At 57.8% G+C, this 18,100-nt stretch carries 13 protein-coding genes and 1 pseudogene; 7 read left to right on the top strand and 7 right to left on the bottom strand.

The window, feature by feature from the left end:
* The first annotated feature begins 84 nt into the window (after positions 1 to 84).
* The 3 genes from FJ946_RS29720 to FJ946_RS29710 all read left to right on the top strand — a co-directional run bounded on the left by FJ946_RS29720 (position 85) and on the right by FJ946_RS29710 (position 3,265).
* On the top strand, positions 85 to 1,521 hold the full coding sequence (locus FJ946_RS29720; RefSeq protein WP_140499496.1) for a glycosyl hydrolase: 1,437 nt from the start codon (positions 85 to 87) through the stop codon (positions 1,519 to 1,521).
* A 787-nt stretch (positions 1,522 to 2,308) separates the two neighbouring features.
* A complete protein-coding gene (locus FJ946_RS29715; protein WP_140499494.1) occupies positions 2,309 to 2,704 on the top strand; it encodes a hypothetical protein in 396 nt (131 codons plus the stop codon).
* A gap of 138 nt (positions 2,705 to 2,842) precedes the next feature.
* Positions 2,843 to 3,265, top strand: a complete 423-nt coding sequence (locus FJ946_RS29710; protein ID WP_140499492.1) for a hypothetical protein — start codon at positions 2,843 to 2,845, stop codon at positions 3,263 to 3,265.
* 687 nt (positions 3,266 to 3,952) lie between these two features.
* Here the strand turns inward: FJ946_RS29710 and FJ946_RS29705 are convergent.
* Positions 3,953 to 4,180: a hypothetical protein gene (locus FJ946_RS29705; protein ID WP_140499490.1), complete on the bottom strand. Its 228-nt coding sequence runs from the start codon at positions 4,178 to 4,180 to the stop codon at positions 3,953 to 3,955.
* A 1,296-nt stretch (positions 4,181 to 5,476) separates the two neighbouring features.
* Between FJ946_RS29705 and FJ946_RS29700 the strand changes: the two genes are divergently transcribed.
* Complete coding sequence (locus tag FJ946_RS29700) at positions 5,477 to 6,376, top strand: class I SAM-dependent methyltransferase (protein WP_224656190.1); 900 nt, start codon at positions 5,477 to 5,479, stop codon at positions 6,374 to 6,376.
* A gap of 542 nt (positions 6,377 to 6,918) precedes the next feature.
* Positions 6,919 to 9,540 (top strand): EAL domain-containing protein, encoded by a 2,622-nt coding sequence (locus tag FJ946_RS29695; RefSeq protein WP_224656188.1) that lies wholly within the window; start codon positions 6,919 to 6,921, stop codon positions 9,538 to 9,540.
* Between the two features lie 708 nt (positions 9,541 to 10,248).
* On the opposite strand, the gene FJ946_RS29690 is transcribed toward FJ946_RS29695, so the two are convergent.
* Complete coding sequence (locus FJ946_RS29690) at positions 10,249 to 10,461, bottom strand: hypothetical protein (protein WP_224646616.1); 213 nt, start codon at positions 10,459 to 10,461, stop codon at positions 10,249 to 10,251.
* A gap of 145 nt (positions 10,462 to 10,606) precedes the next feature.
* Here FJ946_RS29690 and FJ946_RS30925 point away from each other — a divergent pair, with 145 nt between their 5' ends.
* Together FJ946_RS30925 and FJ946_RS29685 are read left to right on the top strand one after the other, a co-directional pair.
* Entirely contained in the window at positions 10,607 to 10,777 is a 171-nt protein-coding gene (locus FJ946_RS30925) for a hypothetical protein (RefSeq protein WP_181165432.1), read from the top strand.
* 383 nt (positions 10,778 to 11,160) lie between these two features.
* Positions 11,161 to 11,382 carry a DUF768 domain-containing protein gene (locus tag FJ946_RS29685; protein WP_140523490.1) on the top strand — a complete coding sequence of 74 codons (222 nt, stop codon included), beginning with the start codon at positions 11,161 to 11,163 and terminating at the stop codon, positions 11,380 to 11,382.
* 242 nt (positions 11,383 to 11,624) lie between these two features.
* On the opposite strand, the pseudogene FJ946_RS29680 reads toward FJ946_RS29685, so the two are convergent.
* From FJ946_RS29680 to FJ946_RS29660, 5 genes and pseudogenes are all read right to left on the bottom strand, one after another.
* Positions 11,625 to 11,823, bottom strand: a pseudogene (locus tag FJ946_RS29680) (transposase); the annotation flags it as partial.
* 16 nt (positions 11,824 to 11,839) lie between these two features.
* A complete protein-coding gene (locus FJ946_RS29675) occupies positions 11,840 to 12,301 on the bottom strand; it encodes an EF-hand domain-containing protein (RefSeq protein WP_140523369.1) in 462 nt (153 codons plus the stop codon).
* A gap of 933 nt (positions 12,302 to 13,234) precedes the next feature.
* Positions 13,235 to 13,600, bottom strand: coding sequence for a response regulator (locus FJ946_RS29670; RefSeq protein ID WP_210239475.1), 366 nt, complete (start codon positions 13,598 to 13,600; stop codon positions 13,235 to 13,237).
* A gap of 106 nt (positions 13,601 to 13,706) precedes the next feature.
* A complete protein-coding gene (locus FJ946_RS29665; RefSeq protein WP_140523372.1) occupies positions 13,707 to 16,388 on the bottom strand; it encodes a PAS domain S-box protein in 2,682 nt (893 codons plus the stop codon).
* A 365-nt stretch (positions 16,389 to 16,753) separates the two neighbouring features.
* Positions 16,754 to 17,512, bottom strand: coding sequence for a Crp/Fnr family transcriptional regulator (locus FJ946_RS29660; protein WP_224656184.1), 759 nt, complete (start codon positions 17,510 to 17,512; stop codon positions 16,754 to 16,756).
* Positions 17,513 to 18,100 lie beyond the last annotated feature (588 nt).

Below are 18,100 nucleotides of genomic sequence, written 5' to 3'. Positions count from 1 at the left end.
AGCTTCTTCCCTCGATCGCGGTGGTCAATCCCACACTGACAATCATCGCCAACGCGCGTCGTGTGGCGGATAGGAGCGGCTTACATGACGGCGACATTTTCATGTGACCTGAACGGACTGGCGACGGAACTGCCGCATTTCTGGGAACACACGATCGGCAGTGGGCACGCCACGCTCGGCCTGCGCGCAGACTGGCAGGCGCAACTGAAGCGGACGCATGATGAGCTCGGCATGCGCTATGTCCGCTTCCACGGCATATTGTGCGACGAGATGGGCACGCTGATCGGCGAGGGCAACACATTGTTCTATTCGTTCTTCAACGCCGATCTCATCTTCGATTATCTGCGCTCGATCGGTATGAGGCCGTTCGTCGAATTGAGCTTCATGCCCGTCGCCCTGGCGTCCGGCGACAAGACCGCCTTTCACTACCGCGCCAATGTCACGCCGCCGAAGGACTACGCGCAATGGGCGGTGCTAATCCGCAAACTGGTGAGCCACTGGGTGGGCCGCTACGGCCTGGACGAGGTGCGCCAATGGTTCTTCGAGGTCTGGAACGAGCCGAACCTGACCGCCTTCGGCAGCGGCAAGCAAAGCGACTATTTCGAGCTTTATCGCTATACCGCCGAAGCCATCAAAGGCGTCGATAAGCTGTTGCGGGTCGGCGGTCCGGCGACGGCCGATAACGCGTGGATCGAGGATTTCCTGAATTTCTGCCGGACCGGCGACCTGCCCGCCGATTTCGTCAGCACGCACCATTACCCGACGGACGATTTCGGCCAACCAGGCGACGACACCGAAGCGCAGCTCGCCGCCAGCAAACGCAGCGCCCTGCGCGACGAGGCGCGAGGCGCGCGCAAGCAAGCGGGCGACGTGCCCCTCTATTATACCGAATGGTGCACCTCCTCGAACCCGCGCGATCCCTTGCATGACGACCCTTATGCCGCCGCGTTCATCGTCAAGACCGTTCTGGAAGCGAACGGACTGGTTGAGGGATACAGCTACTGGACCTTCTCCGATATTTTCGAGGAGAATTATTTTCCCTCGCTGCCCTTCCAGGGCGGGTTCGGACTGTTGAACATCCACGGCATCGCCAAGCCGGCCTATCGTGCCTTTCAATTGCTGCATGGCGCTGGCACCGAGATGCTGCCGGTCGAGGGCGCTCACGAGACGGTCGACGCCTGGTTCGTCCGCGGCGACGGCGCGTCTACGCTGATACTGACGAATTTCGCCCTGCCGCGCCATCCGATCAAGACCGAGGAGGTGTTGTTCACGCTGAAAGCCGCGTCGACTGCGACCACGGCTTGCGTGCAACGCATCGACGCCGAGCACGCCAACGCCAAGCGCCGCTGGGAAGAAATGGGCAAACCCGAATATCTCGACGCGCCGACCGTGGATAGACTCAAACATCTTTCGGAGCTTCGCAGCGAGCCGGTCGCGAGCAAGAGCGAGGCCGGTAGCTTGGTCCTCAAAATTGCGCTGCCGCCGCTATCGGTCGCCGCCATTCGTCTGGCGAACACGTAAAGCCGAGGCCCGCTTTCGGAGACGTACGCTAGGCCGGCCGCTTCACGACGCTGACCACTTCTCTGGCTTGCATGAATTCAGGACGGCGTCTCGCGCACGCTGACCGTCCTCGGTATGGTTTGGCTTGCCATTCAAATCCATTGCCAGGTTGGCGTGGCAGCAAATATGCACGCCCCGTTCGGGTTCGGGCTGAACGGGGATTTTCGTAACGTGATAGCCTTGTCGTCGGAAACTTGTGGGGATTGGCGCCTTTAGGTCGCCAGAATCGCGATAGCTGTGGCATCGCTCGTGACCGCCTGGGGTCGACATCTGGCGCGCCTTGCCAGGTGGTTTGAATCGGACCGCCCAAACCCGACCAAAGTCTGATTCCGAAGCGCAAAGGTCTGAAGCGTGAAACAACGCAGGCGAGGTCACATTAGTAAGGCGACCGCCGATCACCAGTCCCTTCATCGCCGGTCGATTGAGTACCCGCTTCATGTGGCGGGTACTAATATGGTGGCTTGGCCGGCAGCCTGGTACATGATTTGTGTTCGCAGCGGTTTTGGTGAGTGTTCCTTGTTTTCGGCAAGCCGTTGTAGCCCAAACGACAGGCTCGATGGTGATCATGCTGCCCGTCCATACAATCGGCCCCGCTCTGAATGGCTGACTGCCAAGCGACATGGCTGACGAAGAACGGCTGGTCCTTAAGATCCTACAGGCCGGCACCCAAGAATTCCGCCGGCGTCGGCATTGAAGTGACCCATCAAATGTGCCTAGATTGGACAAACATCGCTGGGGAGGAATGGCGATGATGGCCACGCAAACAGATACCACTCGAATGCTGGTCGAGGCTGCGCGGTTGAGTGTTCGGCGTACCGGACTGGAGATTGACGAACTTCACCGGAGCCTGAGCTTTTCCCGGAAGGCCGTCGAAGCCTCGCGCCAACTCTTGAAGCGCCTTCATGAGCAGCAGAAAGATCGCCAGCCGGGATCGTGCTCCGAATTTATCGGGCAGGCGGCAAAGGCACCGAGCGACATCTCCGCATTTGATTGCGACATTCTGCGCGAAGTGTTCAAAAAACTGGTTTTGGAAACCAAAGTGCCGGAAGACAAATGGCGCGATCTGGCTACAAGCCTGATCGTGGAATTTACCGACCGCAAACAGATCGAACCCGCCTTGATAAACTGGATCATCCGCAAGTAGGCACTGCCGCCGTGGAGGGTTGCCAGCCCCCTCTCTCGTCGCGAAAAGTTGTTCGGCGAATCTCGCTGGCTGAACTTCAGGTCCTGCTTCGTCACTGCGTGCCCCTTAACGCCGGCCTTGCCGATCTCAGGCACCCGCATGAAGGAACTGCTTCTCGACCGCCCTAGTATCGCGCTCGCCTTCTGGTGGAACACGCTTCAGGATGAAGGGCTGTTGCGCGAACGCATTATCGATGAGGGAAGGCGCGACGCCTTTTCGCGCATTGGATTTCTGATATATGAAATTTTCGTGCGCATGCGGGCTTTCGGCGACATTGTTGACGAGAATTTTGAATTCCCGATTACCCAAGTGGATCTGGCGGACGCGACAGGCCTCACACCTGTTCACGCCCGATATACCGAGACCTGCGCCCGCAAGGACAAAGACAGGGATAACCGAGAGGCCATCGTCAAAGCTCCCCACAAGACGAACAATTGGGATCATGGTGCGGTCTATGTGACGGCGACGCAATCGGCGTTGAGTCGGAGCAAGGCGTGGAATAGGCAACGCCAGGGCAAATGAACGCGTCGGCCAAGACATGAAGCAGAGATCGACGATCTGCGGCGCAAGGGGCTCGTCATTGGCATAGCAGCCTAGCGGTTATGCTTTCATCCGCTAGGAAAGCGCGCGGAGCGCAGCGGCATTCTTGACTTCCGGCGAACGTCGGCAAGTTCGTCAAGCAACCGCTATATGATCCCTGCCGAAGCATGGAACGATTTCGAGCTGGCGATGTTGGACCCTCGCACTGTTCCCATTCAGTGCTGTGTTCCCGCTGATTGCCCGCCGCCGAAAGGTGGCGGGCTTTTTTAGCATCGTGGAACATACCTCCACCTTCGCAGTTTATAGCGTTCCGATTGCTGCGTGTGGGGAAATCATGAAGCGAGACTTTGCAGACCTGTGCGCTTGGGCGAGCGCACGGGGCGTTACAATCTACCAGCGTTCAAAGACAGTATGGATCGCGGCTGGCGGCTATCGAGGTCGCGATTTGGAAGTTAAGGGGCGGTCGCCAGCTATTGCCCTCGCACTATGGATTGAGGCTACCCGGTACCGAGGCTCGATGTATGGCTGTTCTTAGCAAACAATTTGCTCGCACCCGTGCCGAGCCAAGGTGGCCGGCGCCCTTGTTGCGGGGGCGGGTGGGATAAGCCTGCCAGCCGCGCGGTGCAGCCTGGACCCTACAGCATGCCCACTACACGGGCAGGAGGGCACCTACCCCACCATCCGAAGCGGCATGTCATGACGGGAAATGATGCGTTCGAGTTCGCCTTCGTCCTCGATGCCGGCCTGAAACAGCGCCATCAGCTCACATGCTGCGTCGTTGGCCATGGCGGAATCCAAACTGCACCGTCTCTCTGAACAATACTGGATAAGAACCCGCTGCAGCAGTTCGAGATCGGTTGGATAAATGGCGATGTCTGCTGGATGATGCATGCGCATGCTGTGGTCCTCCGCAAGCCGATGCCTTTGTTCAGCAGCTTAAGGGGAGCCGCTGAGCACCCCCATCGCATCCTGCTCCTGCGCCGTCATTTAACTATGATATGCCCGCCCTGGATCTGCCGCCACCAGCCACGTCGCGGCTCTGTTTCCCGATCTTGTTCGTCGGTGGTCAACTAGTGCTCCCGAGGCATCGATCCCGCGCCGCAGGGAACACTTCCGCCAAGTCGAAGTTCGGCTTCCACAACGGAGAACCAATATGGCGGCCACTCGAAATTCAAACGACAATCGCATGCCAGAAAAGATGCTGCTCGGTACGGTGGAGATATCGCGCAAGCAAGCGGAGGATGAAGTCAGGGCACGACGCAGGTACAAAATGGCGAGGCGGGCTCGGGAATCAAGGCGAGGCCCGGCCATGCCTCGCATGGTTCTTGACGGACGCCACTAGCAGACCGCGGTTGCAGCCGCCTGGATCGACCTCTCTATCTAAGAGATGTGGCACCCTCGGCACCCGCGACCCGGCAGATCGGCACGACCTTTCACTTGGCAATATTCAATTCCCCAACTGCGATGCCGAACCTCCGAGCACCATAGGTTTCAGGGGATGCGCATGCCGCCGTGGGGCGTGCCAGGGTAGAGGTTGGTAGCCGCGGGGACGAACTGGGCTCGCGTTGCGGAACCGGGGTTCGTGTTCCCGAGACGACATGCTGAGTGCAAGTTCCGGGGATGCTGCCGACTTTCTCGGCCCCCCAGAAGGCGAAGACCGCAGCCTTCGCGTGGTTCCTGCTGTCGGATGCTGCTGCAGATGTGACCGGCAGGCAATACGTGGTCGATGGCGAGTTAACGATGCTGTAAACCGCGATCGCCGTTGGAGCTCTGGTAGCGTGGGCTGATCGACGGGCGGCGAGAACCGTGCCTACGCTGCCCGTTCAGATCCGAGCACTTCCGTTGCCGACTTGCCGAAATCGATCATGTGATGCTCGTTGGCATGAGGGGCACTCAGATGGGCTGTTGATGAGGCAAACCGACCCGATCCGATCAGGTCCGCGCGGGTCGTCGCAGACGAGCGGAAACTGTTCCCTCGTTAAGCATGCAGCTGGCGCTCTCTTCCGAGCTTGCAGAACTACTGCCAGGCGAGCGGTCGGCAACTGCCTGCATCATCATCAACTCAGTTCGAGCAACCTACACCTTCCCTCAGACCCCGCCGCTGTCTCCGCGATTATAGGCTTCGCGAACTGGCACATCGTCCGCCGACCTCAGATTGACGCACGGCCCTTTCGCTGCAAAGATATTAAGCATTTGTTTACCAAGCATCAGCAAGCGCTGACGATCGGAGGGGGTGTGGAATCGTTTCTGGGTACGAACCGCCTTAATTGGGATGATCGGGCCGAACTGCATTCGACTGACACAACGGGCAGCTACCAGATCGAAAACGTGCTGGCAGGGGGATCCAATCTCTATGAGCTTGAGACGAGCGAGCTCGGTAATATTGTCGGCAAGGATATCATCCATCTACAATGTCACATTGGGCTCGACACGATCAGCTTGAAAAATCTCGGCGCGCGCAGCGTGACCGGCCTCGACTTTTCACCGACTGCCATCGCCGCTGCGCGGGATTTCGCTTCCAAGGCAGGCACTGATGTGCGCTTCGTGGAAGCGCCGCTATTCGAGGCAGTCGAAGCGCTTGGCCGGACCTTTGACGTCGCTTACGTGACTTGGGGTTCGGTAAACTGGCTCGACGACGTGGGCCGGTGGGCGCGAGTGGTTGCCGATCTCCTGCGACCCGGCGGTCGGCTCTATATGGCTGAGGGCCATCCGTTAATGTTCCAGTGTGATCGCAAGGCCGCGGCACTCGAGTTGAAGCACGACTGGCGAACACCCATAGCTCAGCCGCTCGCCTGGAACGAGGAACTTACCTATACCGGCGACGACCGGCGCTTGAAGCATCCTCGCTACTATGAGTGGATTCATCCCATCAGCGATGTCGTGAACGCCCTGATTTCAGCTGGGCTCACGCTCGATTTTCTGAATGAGCATGACACGGTTTCGTGGCAGCACTTTTCATTTGCGGTGAGGGCCGGCAAGAATATGTACGGCTTGCCAAAGAACTCTCCCAGGATTCCGATGGCCTATTCCATCGGCGCGACGAAGCGGAGCGTCGGTATGATCCCATATCTCGCTGCTCCTAAATCCATGTGACGGTATGATCCCGCTTAAACGACTGTCGCCTGCGATCAGGATTCTTTCCGAGCACAGGGCTCTTGCTACGACGCGCAGTCGAAGGCACCCGCCTGCCGAGCACCGGCTGGTCGGGCTTTCGACGGCGATCTGGTTTGCTAGGCGAACGCCCTCAGCTTGAGCGTAGCCGTTTCTAAATCTTGCGTATAGGCCAGCCGCGCCGTGTAGCGCGGCTTGTAAGGGGTTGGCAGCAGCCCAGGTTCGTGCCGTTTGTAGCCGTTTCGCCTGTCTTCTCTGATTGCGGTCAGGGCAGGTGACGAAGTCGCTTGTCGACGATTCCCATCAATATCAGTGTTGTCATCGGTGTCGTCGGCAGCGTGAAAACGTCGAGGGGACCGGCGTCGACCCGAGATGACATCACCGTCGGAAGTGCAAAGTTTTCAGAAGTGTGAAGTCTAAAATTAAGCAATCAACGCTAGTATTGTAGCACGAGTCCATCCGAACACCGGAACCACACAGGGAGTTCGACCCCATTGCCCCTTTTCGGCGCTAGGTTCGGCGGGATGAAGGATGCCGTTTTTTCTTCGGTGAATATTCCGGCCGCCATGGCGGTCTTGGTTATTGCCATCAGCGCAGCGTATGCGGACCATCAAAACAAAATCGTTTCGGACCAAGCCGCCCGCGCGGATGTCCTGGTCAAGGTAAATCTAATTCGCGCCAAGCTAGAAGGTAACATCAGCGGAAACCTCCAACTTGTGCATGGACTGGTCGCGACGGTCGTGACGGAACCCTATATGGGACAGCAACGCTTTGCTTCTCTCGCGAGAAACCTGTTCAGCGAAAACTCACAATTGAACAACATTGCCGGCGCGCCCGATCTGGTCGTTTCCTTGTTGTATCCGCTGAAGGGCAACGAGAAGGCGATGGGCCTCGACTACCGCAAGGATGATTGGCAACGCAAGGCCGCGCTAAGGGCGCGAGACGAGCGCAAGTTGATTCTTGCCGGCCCCGTCGACCTGAAGCAAGGAGGCCAGGGCTTCATCGGCCGTTTTCCGGTTTTCGTGTCGAGTGCGGGCAACAGTGAAAGATTTTGGGGCATCATATCCGCGGTCGTCGATGTGCAGCGCCTTTACAAGGCGAGCGGCCTGTTTGACGATGATCTCGGGATTGATATCGCGCTCATAGGGAAAGATGCCCTTGGCCCAAGCGGAGTTCAATTTTTTGGCTCTGCAGACATCCGCAAAAGCAATCCGGTGACGGCCGAAGTTCTGCTTCCGTCCGGTTCGTGGCAGATCGCAGCCGTCCCCAAAAACGGCTGGCCTTCGACCCCCAGCAACGCTTGGCTCTTGCGTACCATCATGGCCGCGGCCGGGGCGCTGATCCTGATCCCATTCCTGGTAGCAGGTCGGCTGCTTAGTGAAAGGCAGCGCAATTATACGGAACTGCGTCGATTGTCCCGACGCCTAGAACTTGCTCTGGAGGCGTCAGCCATTGGCGTTTGGGAACATGATCTCGCGACCAATGACCTGTCGTGGGATGATCGCGTGAACGAAATATATGGCAAGCCCAGCGATGGAGGTCCTCGCGGCTATTCGGATTGGGCGGGCGCAATTCACCCCCTGGATCTGGCCCGCGCCAACGCAGATTTCAACAGTGCTGTGGCCAGCGGCGGAACATATTCGTCGGAGTACCGGATTGTCCGTCCAGGTGGTGAAATTCGTTACGTCCGATCCAAGGCCACCATATACCAAGCCCCAAACGAGACGCCCAAGATGATTGGCGCGGAATGGGATGTAACGGCCGACGTCCTGCTCAACAGCGACCTGGTTCGCGCAAAACAGCTGTCGGAGACGAAAAATGCAGAACTCGAGTCTGCCAAGGCGCGCATAGAGCATATCGCACTTCACGACTCTCTGACGGGTTTGCCCAACCGTCGTTACCTCGACCAGGTACTGAAAGACTTCGTAGCAAAAGCTAGGCGAGACTGCGGTCATGTGGGCCTGCTTCACATCGACCTCGATCGGTTCAAGCACATCAATGATACACTTGGCCACGCCGCGGGTGACGCGATGCTGGTTCACGCATCTACCGTGCTGCGATCCAAGGTAGGGGAGGGCGGCTTCGTCGCTCGTATTGGCGGCGACGAATTCGTGGTCCTGTGCACTGTGCAGCATACTAAGCAACTGGGGCTGCTGGCTGACGACATCATCAGCAAGATGAGCGAACCTGTTTACTACCACGGCCACCGCTGCCGCTTTGGTGCTAGCGTGGGGATTGCAGTCGAGAACGACAATGACATCGAAGGCAAGCATCTGCTGGTGAATGCCGACATCGCGCTTTACCAGGCAAAGACGCGTGGGCGCAACCGATATGATTTCTTCACCGAGGTGATGCAAAGCGAGATCGTCGACACGAAGCGGATTGCCGACGAAGTTCTCGGCGGCCTGGAGCGCAATGAGTTCATAGCCTTCTACCAGCCTCAATTTAATGCAAAAACCCTCGAAATCGTCGGCGTCGAGGCGCTTGCGCGATGGAGACACCCAAAGCGGGGAATTTTAGCGCCGGATGCCTTCCTAAGGATTGCCGACGAGTTAAATGTCGTCTCGATGATCGATCGATCCATACTGAATCAATCACTTTCAGATTTTGCAAAGTGGTCCAATGCAAATCTCCATATACCACGGGTATCGGTCAACGTTTCCGCGCGACGTCTTCATGACGAAGAACTCATAAAGAGCTTAAGGAAATTAGATATCAAAAAGGGAACGGTTTCGTTCGAGCTTGTTGAGTCTATTTTCCTGGATGGCAGCGATGATTTGATTGCATGGAACGTCAATCAAATAAAGGAACTCGGCATCGATATAGAGATAGATGATTTCGGCACGGGCTATGCCTCTATAGTCAGCCTGCTCAAGCTACAGCCCCGCCGGTTGAAAATAGATCGGCAGCTGATCATTCCAATCGTCAAATCTCCGCAACGAAGGCAGGTTGTGTCGTCGATCATTGAGATCGGCAAGTCCCTGGGTATCGAGATTATAGCAGAAGGTGTCGAGACGATGCAGCACGCACGGATGCTTGGAGATTTGGGCTGCGACATACTGCAAGGCTATGCCTTCGGCCATGCGTTGGATTCCGAGGGACTACAACTCTTTGTTCGGTCTCGGCGCCTGCGCGCAGTCAGCTAAGTGTCAGACGCGGCCCGGGTTAAATCGGCGGGCGATATCCAACAATGCTGCGCCATAGCTTTAACCCTATCGACCAGTTTGCCGGCAATTGGGATCACCGGATCCAGCGCGGGTGGCGGTTTTCCTCAGTGGACCCACGACAGGCTGAACAGGGCCGGGCTGTGGCAATGCGGGCGTCCACCCGCGTCTATAAAAGAGCTTCTGGCATCTCCAGACGGGGACGCTGGGCCCTTTTCAATGCCTTTCCCGATATCCGCCAGCAAATTGCCGAAAACCCGGAACTCTAGCCGCATCCGAGTGTGCGGGTTCGCGCCACCCCGCTTGCGCCGTGATGTAATCGGCGTCGACCAGATTGCAGGGCTCCTCAGTTTGCGTAGGCGGCAGCCTTTCGCCTCTTTTGCAACGAGCAGGTTCTGGCGGTCATTGCTTCTGATCCGACAATAATCCGCGTAGTTCGATAGTTAATCCGCGGGCATCGATGGCACGCCGTCCATGTTCTGGCGTCAGGTCGGGTGATGCGCGGCGATAGAGCTTCGTGTTGGCCGCGCTACTTCTCATCGGGGGATGCCTTCGCTGCCAGCGAGCGCGGCTCCTTCGGCCATTCCCAATCAGTTCCAGGAGTATGTCCTTGCCGTTCTCCAAACGGATTCCAGACGGCCAGGACGCGCGGTCAAACGGCCTCCTACCTCGCCCTTTATTCACGCCGCTTCATTGAGCTTTGGGCTTAATCAGGTCGCGAAAAACATCAAACCAGAAAAGAAAATCGGCCGTCCGCCCAGCGAAATGTGCTTCCATGGCGCAGTAGACCACTGCCGTTGCCGCGTCTGGGCCATAGAGTTCCCGGGCCGCACTTGCAGCAGCAACTAGGTCGGCGGTATCCGAAAGCATTAGGTCGCGAGTTGCGTCGATCCTTGAAGTCATTTGGTAGTTCTGTGGCGGTGATGCGTCTCGTCAAGAAGGGCGGCCCAAATTCGTCAATACAATCCGCCCGCTTGCTCCGGCCGGCGGTTTTTTTTGCCTGGCGAAACCAAACCAGCGCTGCCACGTTCGGCCGTAGGAGGTTTCGATGGAAGATGACGGCAGCGAACGCGAAGACGAGGGCATGCGGCTTCTTGCTCGGCGGCTGGCTAAAGAAGTCGGCATCTCGGAACGCCAGGCGCGTGACCTGATCAAGCTCATCGGCCCCGATTGGAATTCATTGCTGCGGGAGGCGAGGTTTTTGAGAGACCGCAACTAGGGACGTCAGGTGTTCAAGCAATACGCGGTTCGCGGCCAGAAATCGCCGGTATGCCGACGCGAGCAAATCGCCAGGCGTGCTGTTCTCACTGACCCGGCCTTAGCACCTCCTGCAGGTCGGAGCCGAAGGCTGAAAAAGGCGGTTCTTTCGCTGGAGTGAAAAATTGAATGTGTGGCAGCCATGGCAAGTTATTTTCCGCGAAACGGGATTAGCGGAACCTAAGATCTCCCCGCAGCTTGTTGCGGAATGGACGATCGAACCAAGCCTGAAAAGGTGGTGCCTCCGCCGCCGCCCGGATGGCAGAACGGCAGGGGCATTTTGATAGCGGTCTCAGCGGTTGTGGTTGGGGCTTGCGCGCTGTTCATCTGGTGGTTGTTTTCTCGATGAGCACGCGTGGAACCAACTTCCTTCACAAATGGATATCAAGCAACGTCCCGGAAACAGTCGGGGCGGATGTCACCTCGGTTGCCCAACTCACCCAGAAGCTTTTTTCGGATGCGAAAGCGGCTGGCATCAGCAGCACAGAAATCGAGGAAGATACCGTCAGTTTGTACAACGCAATCCTCGACGCAATAGTACCCCATGAGGCCGGCATGGCGGATTGAGGGGAACGTCCGAATCTCTCCGCCTCATCGCCTGATCAGCCGTCCTTGCCGCTCGCGGTTCAAGCACCTGTGACCGGGCTTCTCATGCCAAAAGAGAGCTGCCGCAGGCCGCGCATGGCCACCTCCCGCCGCAGGTCAGGTGAACAAATGGTCCTCTTCGCGGCCATGTTCCCGGGACTTGGCGGGCCGAGACCGGACAGCTTTGGCGCCCGCGCAATTTTTCTGCCTCAAGCGTGTCGCGATTAATCGGCCTCATATCCGGCCGCTTTGAAGAAGTTTCTGCATTCGGCTGGCTCGAACAGGTGGCAGATATCGCCGAGAGCCTCGCAAAGCGTGTCGAAGGTTCTGGCCGCCTTCTTTCGCAGGTGCGCCTTGAGTTTTGAGTAGGCCATCTCGATCGGGTTGAGGTCGGGCGAGTATGGCGGCCAGGAACAGGAGCCAGGCGCCCCTTTGGGCGCTACTGCATGTCTCCACCTCCACGACCCTGTGAGAAGGATTGAATCTCCTCGAGGTCAATCCTGCCATCGCCGTTCTCGTCGACGGCGTCAAATATCCGCCCGATCACATCCTGGATCTCGCTGTGCGAAAGGGCTCCATCGCCGTCGGCGTCCATTATCGCAAACATTATTTGCATACGGGCAAAGTACATCATGCGGGGCCCCATGCGATCAGCCTTTCGAGATATCCTGCCCGCCTCGCGAGGCCCTTGTGCGATGTCCCGGTGCCAACCTTTGCGGTGCGGAGGTCCTCCTTCGGGACCGCCATCTCCCTGCAGCTTTTCCTGCAACATCTCGTCTATCATCTGGCGCATCATTTCACGCGTCTGGTCGTCGATATGTCCGGTGGGGCCGGGGGGCGGCGTGGATCCAGACTGCTGCGTTGGCAGCTTAAGGTCCGGTGTCCCGCTCGTCTGGGCCATCGCCGGCAAGCTCAACAAAACCAAAGCAGCGGCAAACTGCCGCCGGCCCGCATTGCGCTTTCATCGGCTTCTCCTTCCTTGGATGGTTGTGCCAAACTTCGGCGTTCACGGCCAAACTTGCTCCTCAAACTTTGGTTCCGATTCGCACGCTCGGCTAGCAGCCGAGCCGGATGCGTCGGTCCTTTCCGACTGACGGTCCGCGACGTTCAGGTCGGGCAGCGGGAGCACCTTCGCTTGCGTCTGGAAAGCGGTCGTCGATGGCATCCGTTCAAGAAGAGCGGCTCCGTGCCGAACGGCCCCGAGCTCTAACTGCCGACCGAAAAAGCGCCGGTCAGGAAGAGGGCGAGCAGTCCTGGAGCAGACATCGCCGAGAGACGGGCAGGACATCGAACGCGCATAGCCGGTGTGCAGCCTCTCCAGCGATCTATGGTAGTCGCGCCACCACGGGCCGATATTGACGGTCGGGAGATTGGCTAACCCACTCTGCGACGTCCATCGTAAGGTGTCCTTCCATGCGGGCGTGTTTGCGTGCACGATGTCGAGACAGCGTTTGGCGGCTTCGCCGAAGAAGCTCACATCGGAAATCCCTGCGACATACTCCGAGTAGCCAATCGCGCTGCCGTGGTGTGCCGATGCCCTTCGGCAGTTCCATGGCCACGGCCCGAAGCCGGACTTCGGTCGAAGTGACGGAGAGATTTGTCGGCACTATGGTATCTAACCAAACCCGGTATGATTGCAGGCCCATGCTATTGGCCTGATACCAGGCCTCCTGGGTTGTCAGGCCAGGCAAAATGGATCCGGTGGTCTGTATGCGTACAGTCGCAATCGATCAGCCGGCCAGCTTGGAGCGTACCAATTCGCGATAGCAACGAAGATTACGTCCGTTAATTTCAAAGCCAGGGCTTCGCCAGCACTGGCTGCCGGCTGTGACGCTCAGCCTTTGTTGTCGAGCTCCTGCAAACCGTTTTGGATGGCTTCGATGAGCATCGCCGTAGAGTAGGGTTTCTGAACCCAGCCGAGTGGTCTTGCCGCTTCGGCTCGAAGCTTTACGTCGCGGTCAGCGTGCGCGGTTGCGAAGATGCACCGTATGCCGAAGTCCCGGTAGAGTTCCAACGCTGCGTCAATTCCGTCCCGCTTGCCAAGCAAGCGGATATCCATCAGGGCAATCGCAGGCTGAGCCGAGCGCGCAATTATGATCGCCTCCTCGGCTGTGCTGGCTATCCCAGCCAACACAAAACCGGCATCGCTAAGACTAGCCTCGACATCGAGGGCTATGAGGTAGTCGTCTTCGACGATCATGATGCATGGTTTGCCGGAAATTCTCGCTTCTGCTCCAATCCCATCATCTCTGGAGAAAACCAACTGAGGTCTGAATGGCTGGTTCGACTCCCCCGTTCGGCCTGTCTCAAACATTGCCGTTTTTAAGGTCAAAGCCGTTCTCCCCGGGAGCCTGAGAAAAAATCACGATGCAACGAGACGGATCTCGCTCAACTTCGAAAATCCCACCAATCTGTCGCGCCAACCCCTCAACCAACCGCAAACCTGACGAGGAAGGACGCACCGCCCTCAGATCGAAACCTGAACCTTCATCCTCTACCGTCAACACCTGCTTTTGACCGTGCTGCTTGATCCCAACCCGAATGATGCTTGCCTTGCCCGCAGATCCATGTTTGACGGCATTGACCAAAAGCTCATTGAGTATGAGCGCAAGCGGCATCGCGATATCGTTGGGCAACTGGATGGGATCGGCGTCGCAAATGAGTTGGACGTTCGCTGGAAACACCTGCTTTGTCGTTTCGCAAATGGCCCCGAGAAAAAGTGGCGCGCTGAAATTGGATGCGTCTGGGGTGTCGTAGAGAACACGTTGAGCCGCAGCCATGGTTGCCACTCGCTTGCTCGCCTCGTCGAGCGTCTTGCGAGCCTCCGAATTTTGACTGGTCCTGGCCGCTACCGAAAGCAAGGACTTCAACATCATCATGTTGTTCTTAACGCGATGGTTGAGTTCGTTAAGCAGGATCCGCTGTTGTGTCTCAGCTTGCTTGCGCTCGCTGACGTCGACCAGCATGTTGATGCCGCCGACAATTGCTCCAGCTGCATCCCGCATCGGCGTCGGATAGGGAATGAATGGAATCCGCGTGCCGTCCGGCCGCTCGGCAATCGCCTCAACTCCCCGGACCGGCCGCCCTTCACGAAGGGAAACAGCCATTGGACACTGGTCGTGAGGAAGTGGCGTTCCATCTGGCCAATAGAGCTTCCAGGTGACGCACCATTCATCACTGCCGATCACCGGCGTGCGGCCGGCGAGTTCGACCGCTGCCTCATTGAAATAGGTGATCTTGCCTTGCTCATCGGTCGTGTAGATTGCAGCAGGGATGGCCGCGAGAAGATCCTGAAGGTGACGTTCACTGTCGCGCACCTTTGCTTCCGCAATTTTCTGCGCAGTTATATCCCGGGCAATTTTGGAGGCGCCAACGATACGGCCCGCTGCGTCTCGGACAGGCGATATAGTCAGAGAAATGTCCACTAGCGACCCATCCTTGTGGCGCCGGACTGTTTCGAAATGATCGACAATTTCGCCCTTGCGTATTCGACCCAGGATGAGCGGCTCCTCTTGCAGCCGATCCGGAGGGATGATGATCGTGATCGGCTTGCCGAGCACTTCCGAGGCCGAATAGCCGAACAGGCGCTCAGCCCCGCGATTCCATGTCAAAATGATCCCATTCAAATCCTTGCTGACGATCGCGTCATGGGAAGACTCCACGATTGCTGCCAGCCTTTGAGCAGCAATTTCGCCCTTTATGCGTTCGATACCGAAACCGAGCTGACGAGCGATGGTCCGACCCGTTTCAATCTGCTGTTCCGAGTGCTCTTGAGGCTGGTCGAAGTAGGCCATGAATTTGCCCAGAAGCCGTCCACCTTGTGTGATCGGAATGAAGTAGACCGCACCAATGCCCTCAGTCTGGATCGCTTGTTTCAATTCTTCCGGCAAATCCGCTTGGTGTGCATCGTCAACACAGATCGGCTGCGGATCTTGGCTCTCCGCTGACCAAGGCGAGTGTCCTTCCACCGCTACGCGGTAAGTGTCGGACAGGCCACGCCAAGCCACAAACTTCATGCGCCCGTTTTTATCCAACAGCAATATCGAAGCACGCTGGCATTGGAGCGCACGTTGGATTGCATCGAGCGCCGGCGCATACACATCCTCTTGCGTGCGCGCATGCTGCAGCATTTCGGTGAATCGATGTATCGCACCCTGTTCCTCGGCACGTTTGGCAAGCGCCGCCTCAACCCGCTTGCGCTCGCTGATATCGTGCTGGACACGTACAGCGTATCGAAATGACCCGTCGCAGTCATGAACGCTCGACGAATTCACAACAGCCCAAAAAACTGATCCATTCTTGCGAACAAATCGCTTTTCAAGTGTGTAGCTGTCGATCTCGCCAGCCACTTGCCGTCGATACTGCTCGCGATCTGCTTCAGCATCGGCGGGAAAGGTGCGGTCAAAAATCGATCGTCCAATCAGCTCATCCTGCGTGTAGCCCAAAAGGTCACACAGATGGGAATTTACCCGCAGCAGTTGGCCTTCGGCGTTTGCTTCCACAATACCAGCGGCAGCGTTCTCATAGGTGATGGCAAGGCGCCGCTCCTGTTCGCGGATAAGCTCCTGCGCCTTGACCGTTTCAGTCACATCGATGGTGATGCAGCGGGTATTGAGGAAGCGGTCACCCAATGCGCGAACGTTGGAGGTTATCTCCACCCAGCGGGTCGAGCCATCTTTGGCACGCAGCCGGGCGCGGTGGTTTTTAAGTTCCTCCCGCCGGGACAGGCGGTCCAATATGTCTCCAATAGCAACCTGATCTGCGTGGAAATCGCGAATGTTGCGGCCTACATATTCGTCGGCCGTGAATCCCAACATTTGCAATTCCGCGCGATTGGCACGCAGGATGGTGCCATCTTTCCCGACGAAGTGAAGTGCGATGGCGGCATTCTCGAAGAAATCCTCAAACTCATTGGTGAGTATCGGATCGGGAACCTCCGAGAGAGAGGCTACCTCGTCGACTTGAGCAGGAAGAATCCCTTGCTTCATTTGGCACCCCGTCCCCACAAGCCCCTTCGAACGCTTGTGGGGATGAAAAGTTCCAAACTGACCGCTTTAATCGGCGCCAGACGCATCAGATCCCTTAGCCCAAGATGCATGAACACCGCGGATCGCGTGCTTGAGGGCCGCCCGGATAGGTTCAATTGCAGCAGAGGAGCCTGAAGAAAATCGCCTGCCGTGCGGCCGAAGCACTATCCGTTAGCACGATTGTGCACGGGCCGAGGTGGTTGAGGAGTGCGTCGGCAATTTGCCCGTTGGGGTCCTCCACCTGCCTCTCAAGCCGAGCGTGCCGTGCGCCATTGCTTGGGCCATCATTGCTGCTGGGAGGTGACGAAGCACGCGAGTAAAAGTCTCTATCGCGGCTCTTTGCGAAGGTTGAGATAAGTCGCGTCGAACTCGGCGGCTCGCACCAAGCGATCCCAGTTCGTGATGGTCACGACCTTACGCTGCCAGGTGATAAGGCCAGCACGGCGCAATGCCATAAGCGTCCGATTGAGATGGACAATCGACAGCCCCACCGTATCCGCCAGCATGCTTTGCGTGACAGGAAATTCGAATGACCATTCCCGGGTCAAGCCGACGACCTCCATACGCAGGAACATCTCGCAAATGATGTGCGCCAGGTGGGCCTCTGCGGACCGGCGCCCGAGGCACGCGATCCAAACCCTCTGAATGGCGGCATCCACCGCCAATACCGTTGTCAGCACGCGGAACAGATGCTGGTGGGTCTCAGTGATCCGATGCAGCGTATCATGCCCGATGAACGCCATGCGAGTTGGCGCCAAAGCAACGACGTTGTGGTCCATAACGTGCAACAGGAATGCATGCAGATCAACGAAGTCGCCTGGAATGTGGAGGGCCGTTATCTGACGCCTGCCGTCGGCGAAGGTGACATTTCTTCCCGTGATCCCCGAGACGATAACGCAGCTCTCCTTGGGTTCGGAGTGCTCCACGACGATTTCGTCGTCGACTTCGTAGTCACGCACGCGCCAGGGGCCGTCCTTAAGTACTGCCCGGTCTTGGGCCGTGAGATCGTCCCGTCGTTCCAGCACCTTGAACAACACGGAGAGATCGAAACCTGATCTGTTCGGCAGTATCGTCTCACCTGGCAAGGGGTTACCTCCTTAATATCGAGCGGGCTCAAAAGCTCAGGTCAGGTTGTATCGCGTGCCATACCTCGCCCCAAGTAGTCACGTTCCGAGAATCGCCGAGTGTCGGACCATTAGGATGGTACGACTGTCCGCGGGTCGAAGGCGGCAAGCTAGCGATCCATTTCTTCGCGCGGACATCAGAGTGGTGTCACCGCGCGCTCGCCCGCGTGCTGCACACCACCACGCCAGCGAAGACGAGCTACATCTCCCCTCATGATCTCCACCTAAAGAACGTAAAGCTGCACGACGCCGAAGGTTCCGCCACACATGAAGAAGGCTTCATATCTGCCGTGGAACGACACCTTCACGCCAGCGCATCCGACCATCGTCGCCAAGTTCCGGCTTCGTCCAAAACTGTGGCCGCCCAAGATGTCGGATCAGCTTGCGGCAAAACCCTTCAAGCACGTTCGCGAGCTTGGCCCAAGAATGGGAACCCGCGTTGCAGTCGAAAGTTCTTGATGATGGCAAATCACCCGATCACGAGCGTGCTCACCTCAATTGGCACGTTGACCTCTCGGCCGGCAGCATTCCTGGTGCTGCTGGCTTACG

This window comes from Mesorhizobium sp. B2-4-7 (assembly GCF_006442685.1).
Taxonomy (GTDB): Bacteria; Pseudomonadota; Alphaproteobacteria; order Rhizobiales; family Rhizobiaceae; genus Mesorhizobium.
The sequence above is the reverse complement of the archived record's forward strand: the minus strand, read 5'-3'. Positions and strand labels throughout refer to the sequence as shown.

What these genes read in the sequence shown, in the direction of transcription:
- FJ946_RS29720 (WP_140499496.1), top strand. Translation starts at nt 85, where the DNA reads ATGACGGCGACATTTTCATGTGACCTGAACGGACTGGCGACGGAACTG.
- FJ946_RS29715 (WP_140499494.1), top strand. Translation starts at nt 2,309, where the DNA reads ATGATGGCCACGCAAACAGATACCACTCGAATGCTGGTCGAGGCTGCG.
- FJ946_RS29710 (WP_140499492.1), top strand. Translation starts at nt 2,843, where the DNA reads ATGAAGGAACTGCTTCTCGACCGCCCTAGTATCGCGCTCGCCTTCTGG.
- FJ946_RS29705 (WP_140499490.1), bottom strand. Translation starts at nt 4,180, where the DNA reads ATGCGCATGCATCATCCAGCAGACATCGCCATTTATCCAACCGATCTC.
- FJ946_RS29695 (WP_224656188.1), top strand. Translation starts at nt 6,919, where the DNA reads ATGAAGGATGCCGTTTTTTCTTCGGTGAATATTCCGGCCGCCATGGCG.
- FJ946_RS29690 (WP_224646616.1), bottom strand. Translation starts at nt 10,461, where the DNA reads ATGACTTCAAGGATCGACGCAACTCGCGACCTAATGCTTTCGGATACC.
- FJ946_RS30925 (WP_181165432.1), top strand. Translation starts at nt 10,607, where the DNA reads ATGGAAGATGACGGCAGCGAACGCGAAGACGAGGGCATGCGGCTTCTT.
- FJ946_RS29685 (WP_140523490.1), top strand. Translation starts at nt 11,161, where the DNA reads ATGAGCACGCGTGGAACCAACTTCCTTCACAAATGGATATCAAGCAAC.
- FJ946_RS29675 (WP_140523369.1), bottom strand. Translation starts at nt 12,301, where the DNA reads ATGGCCCAGACGAGCGGGACACCGGACCTTAAGCTGCCAACGCAGCAG.
- FJ946_RS29670 (WP_210239475.1), bottom strand. Translation starts at nt 13,600, where the DNA reads ATGATCGTCGAAGACGACTACCTCATAGCCCTCGATGTCGAGGCTAGT.
- FJ946_RS29665 (WP_140523372.1), bottom strand. Translation starts at nt 16,388, where the DNA reads ATGAAGCAAGGGATTCTTCCTGCTCAAGTCGACGAGGTAGCCTCTCTC.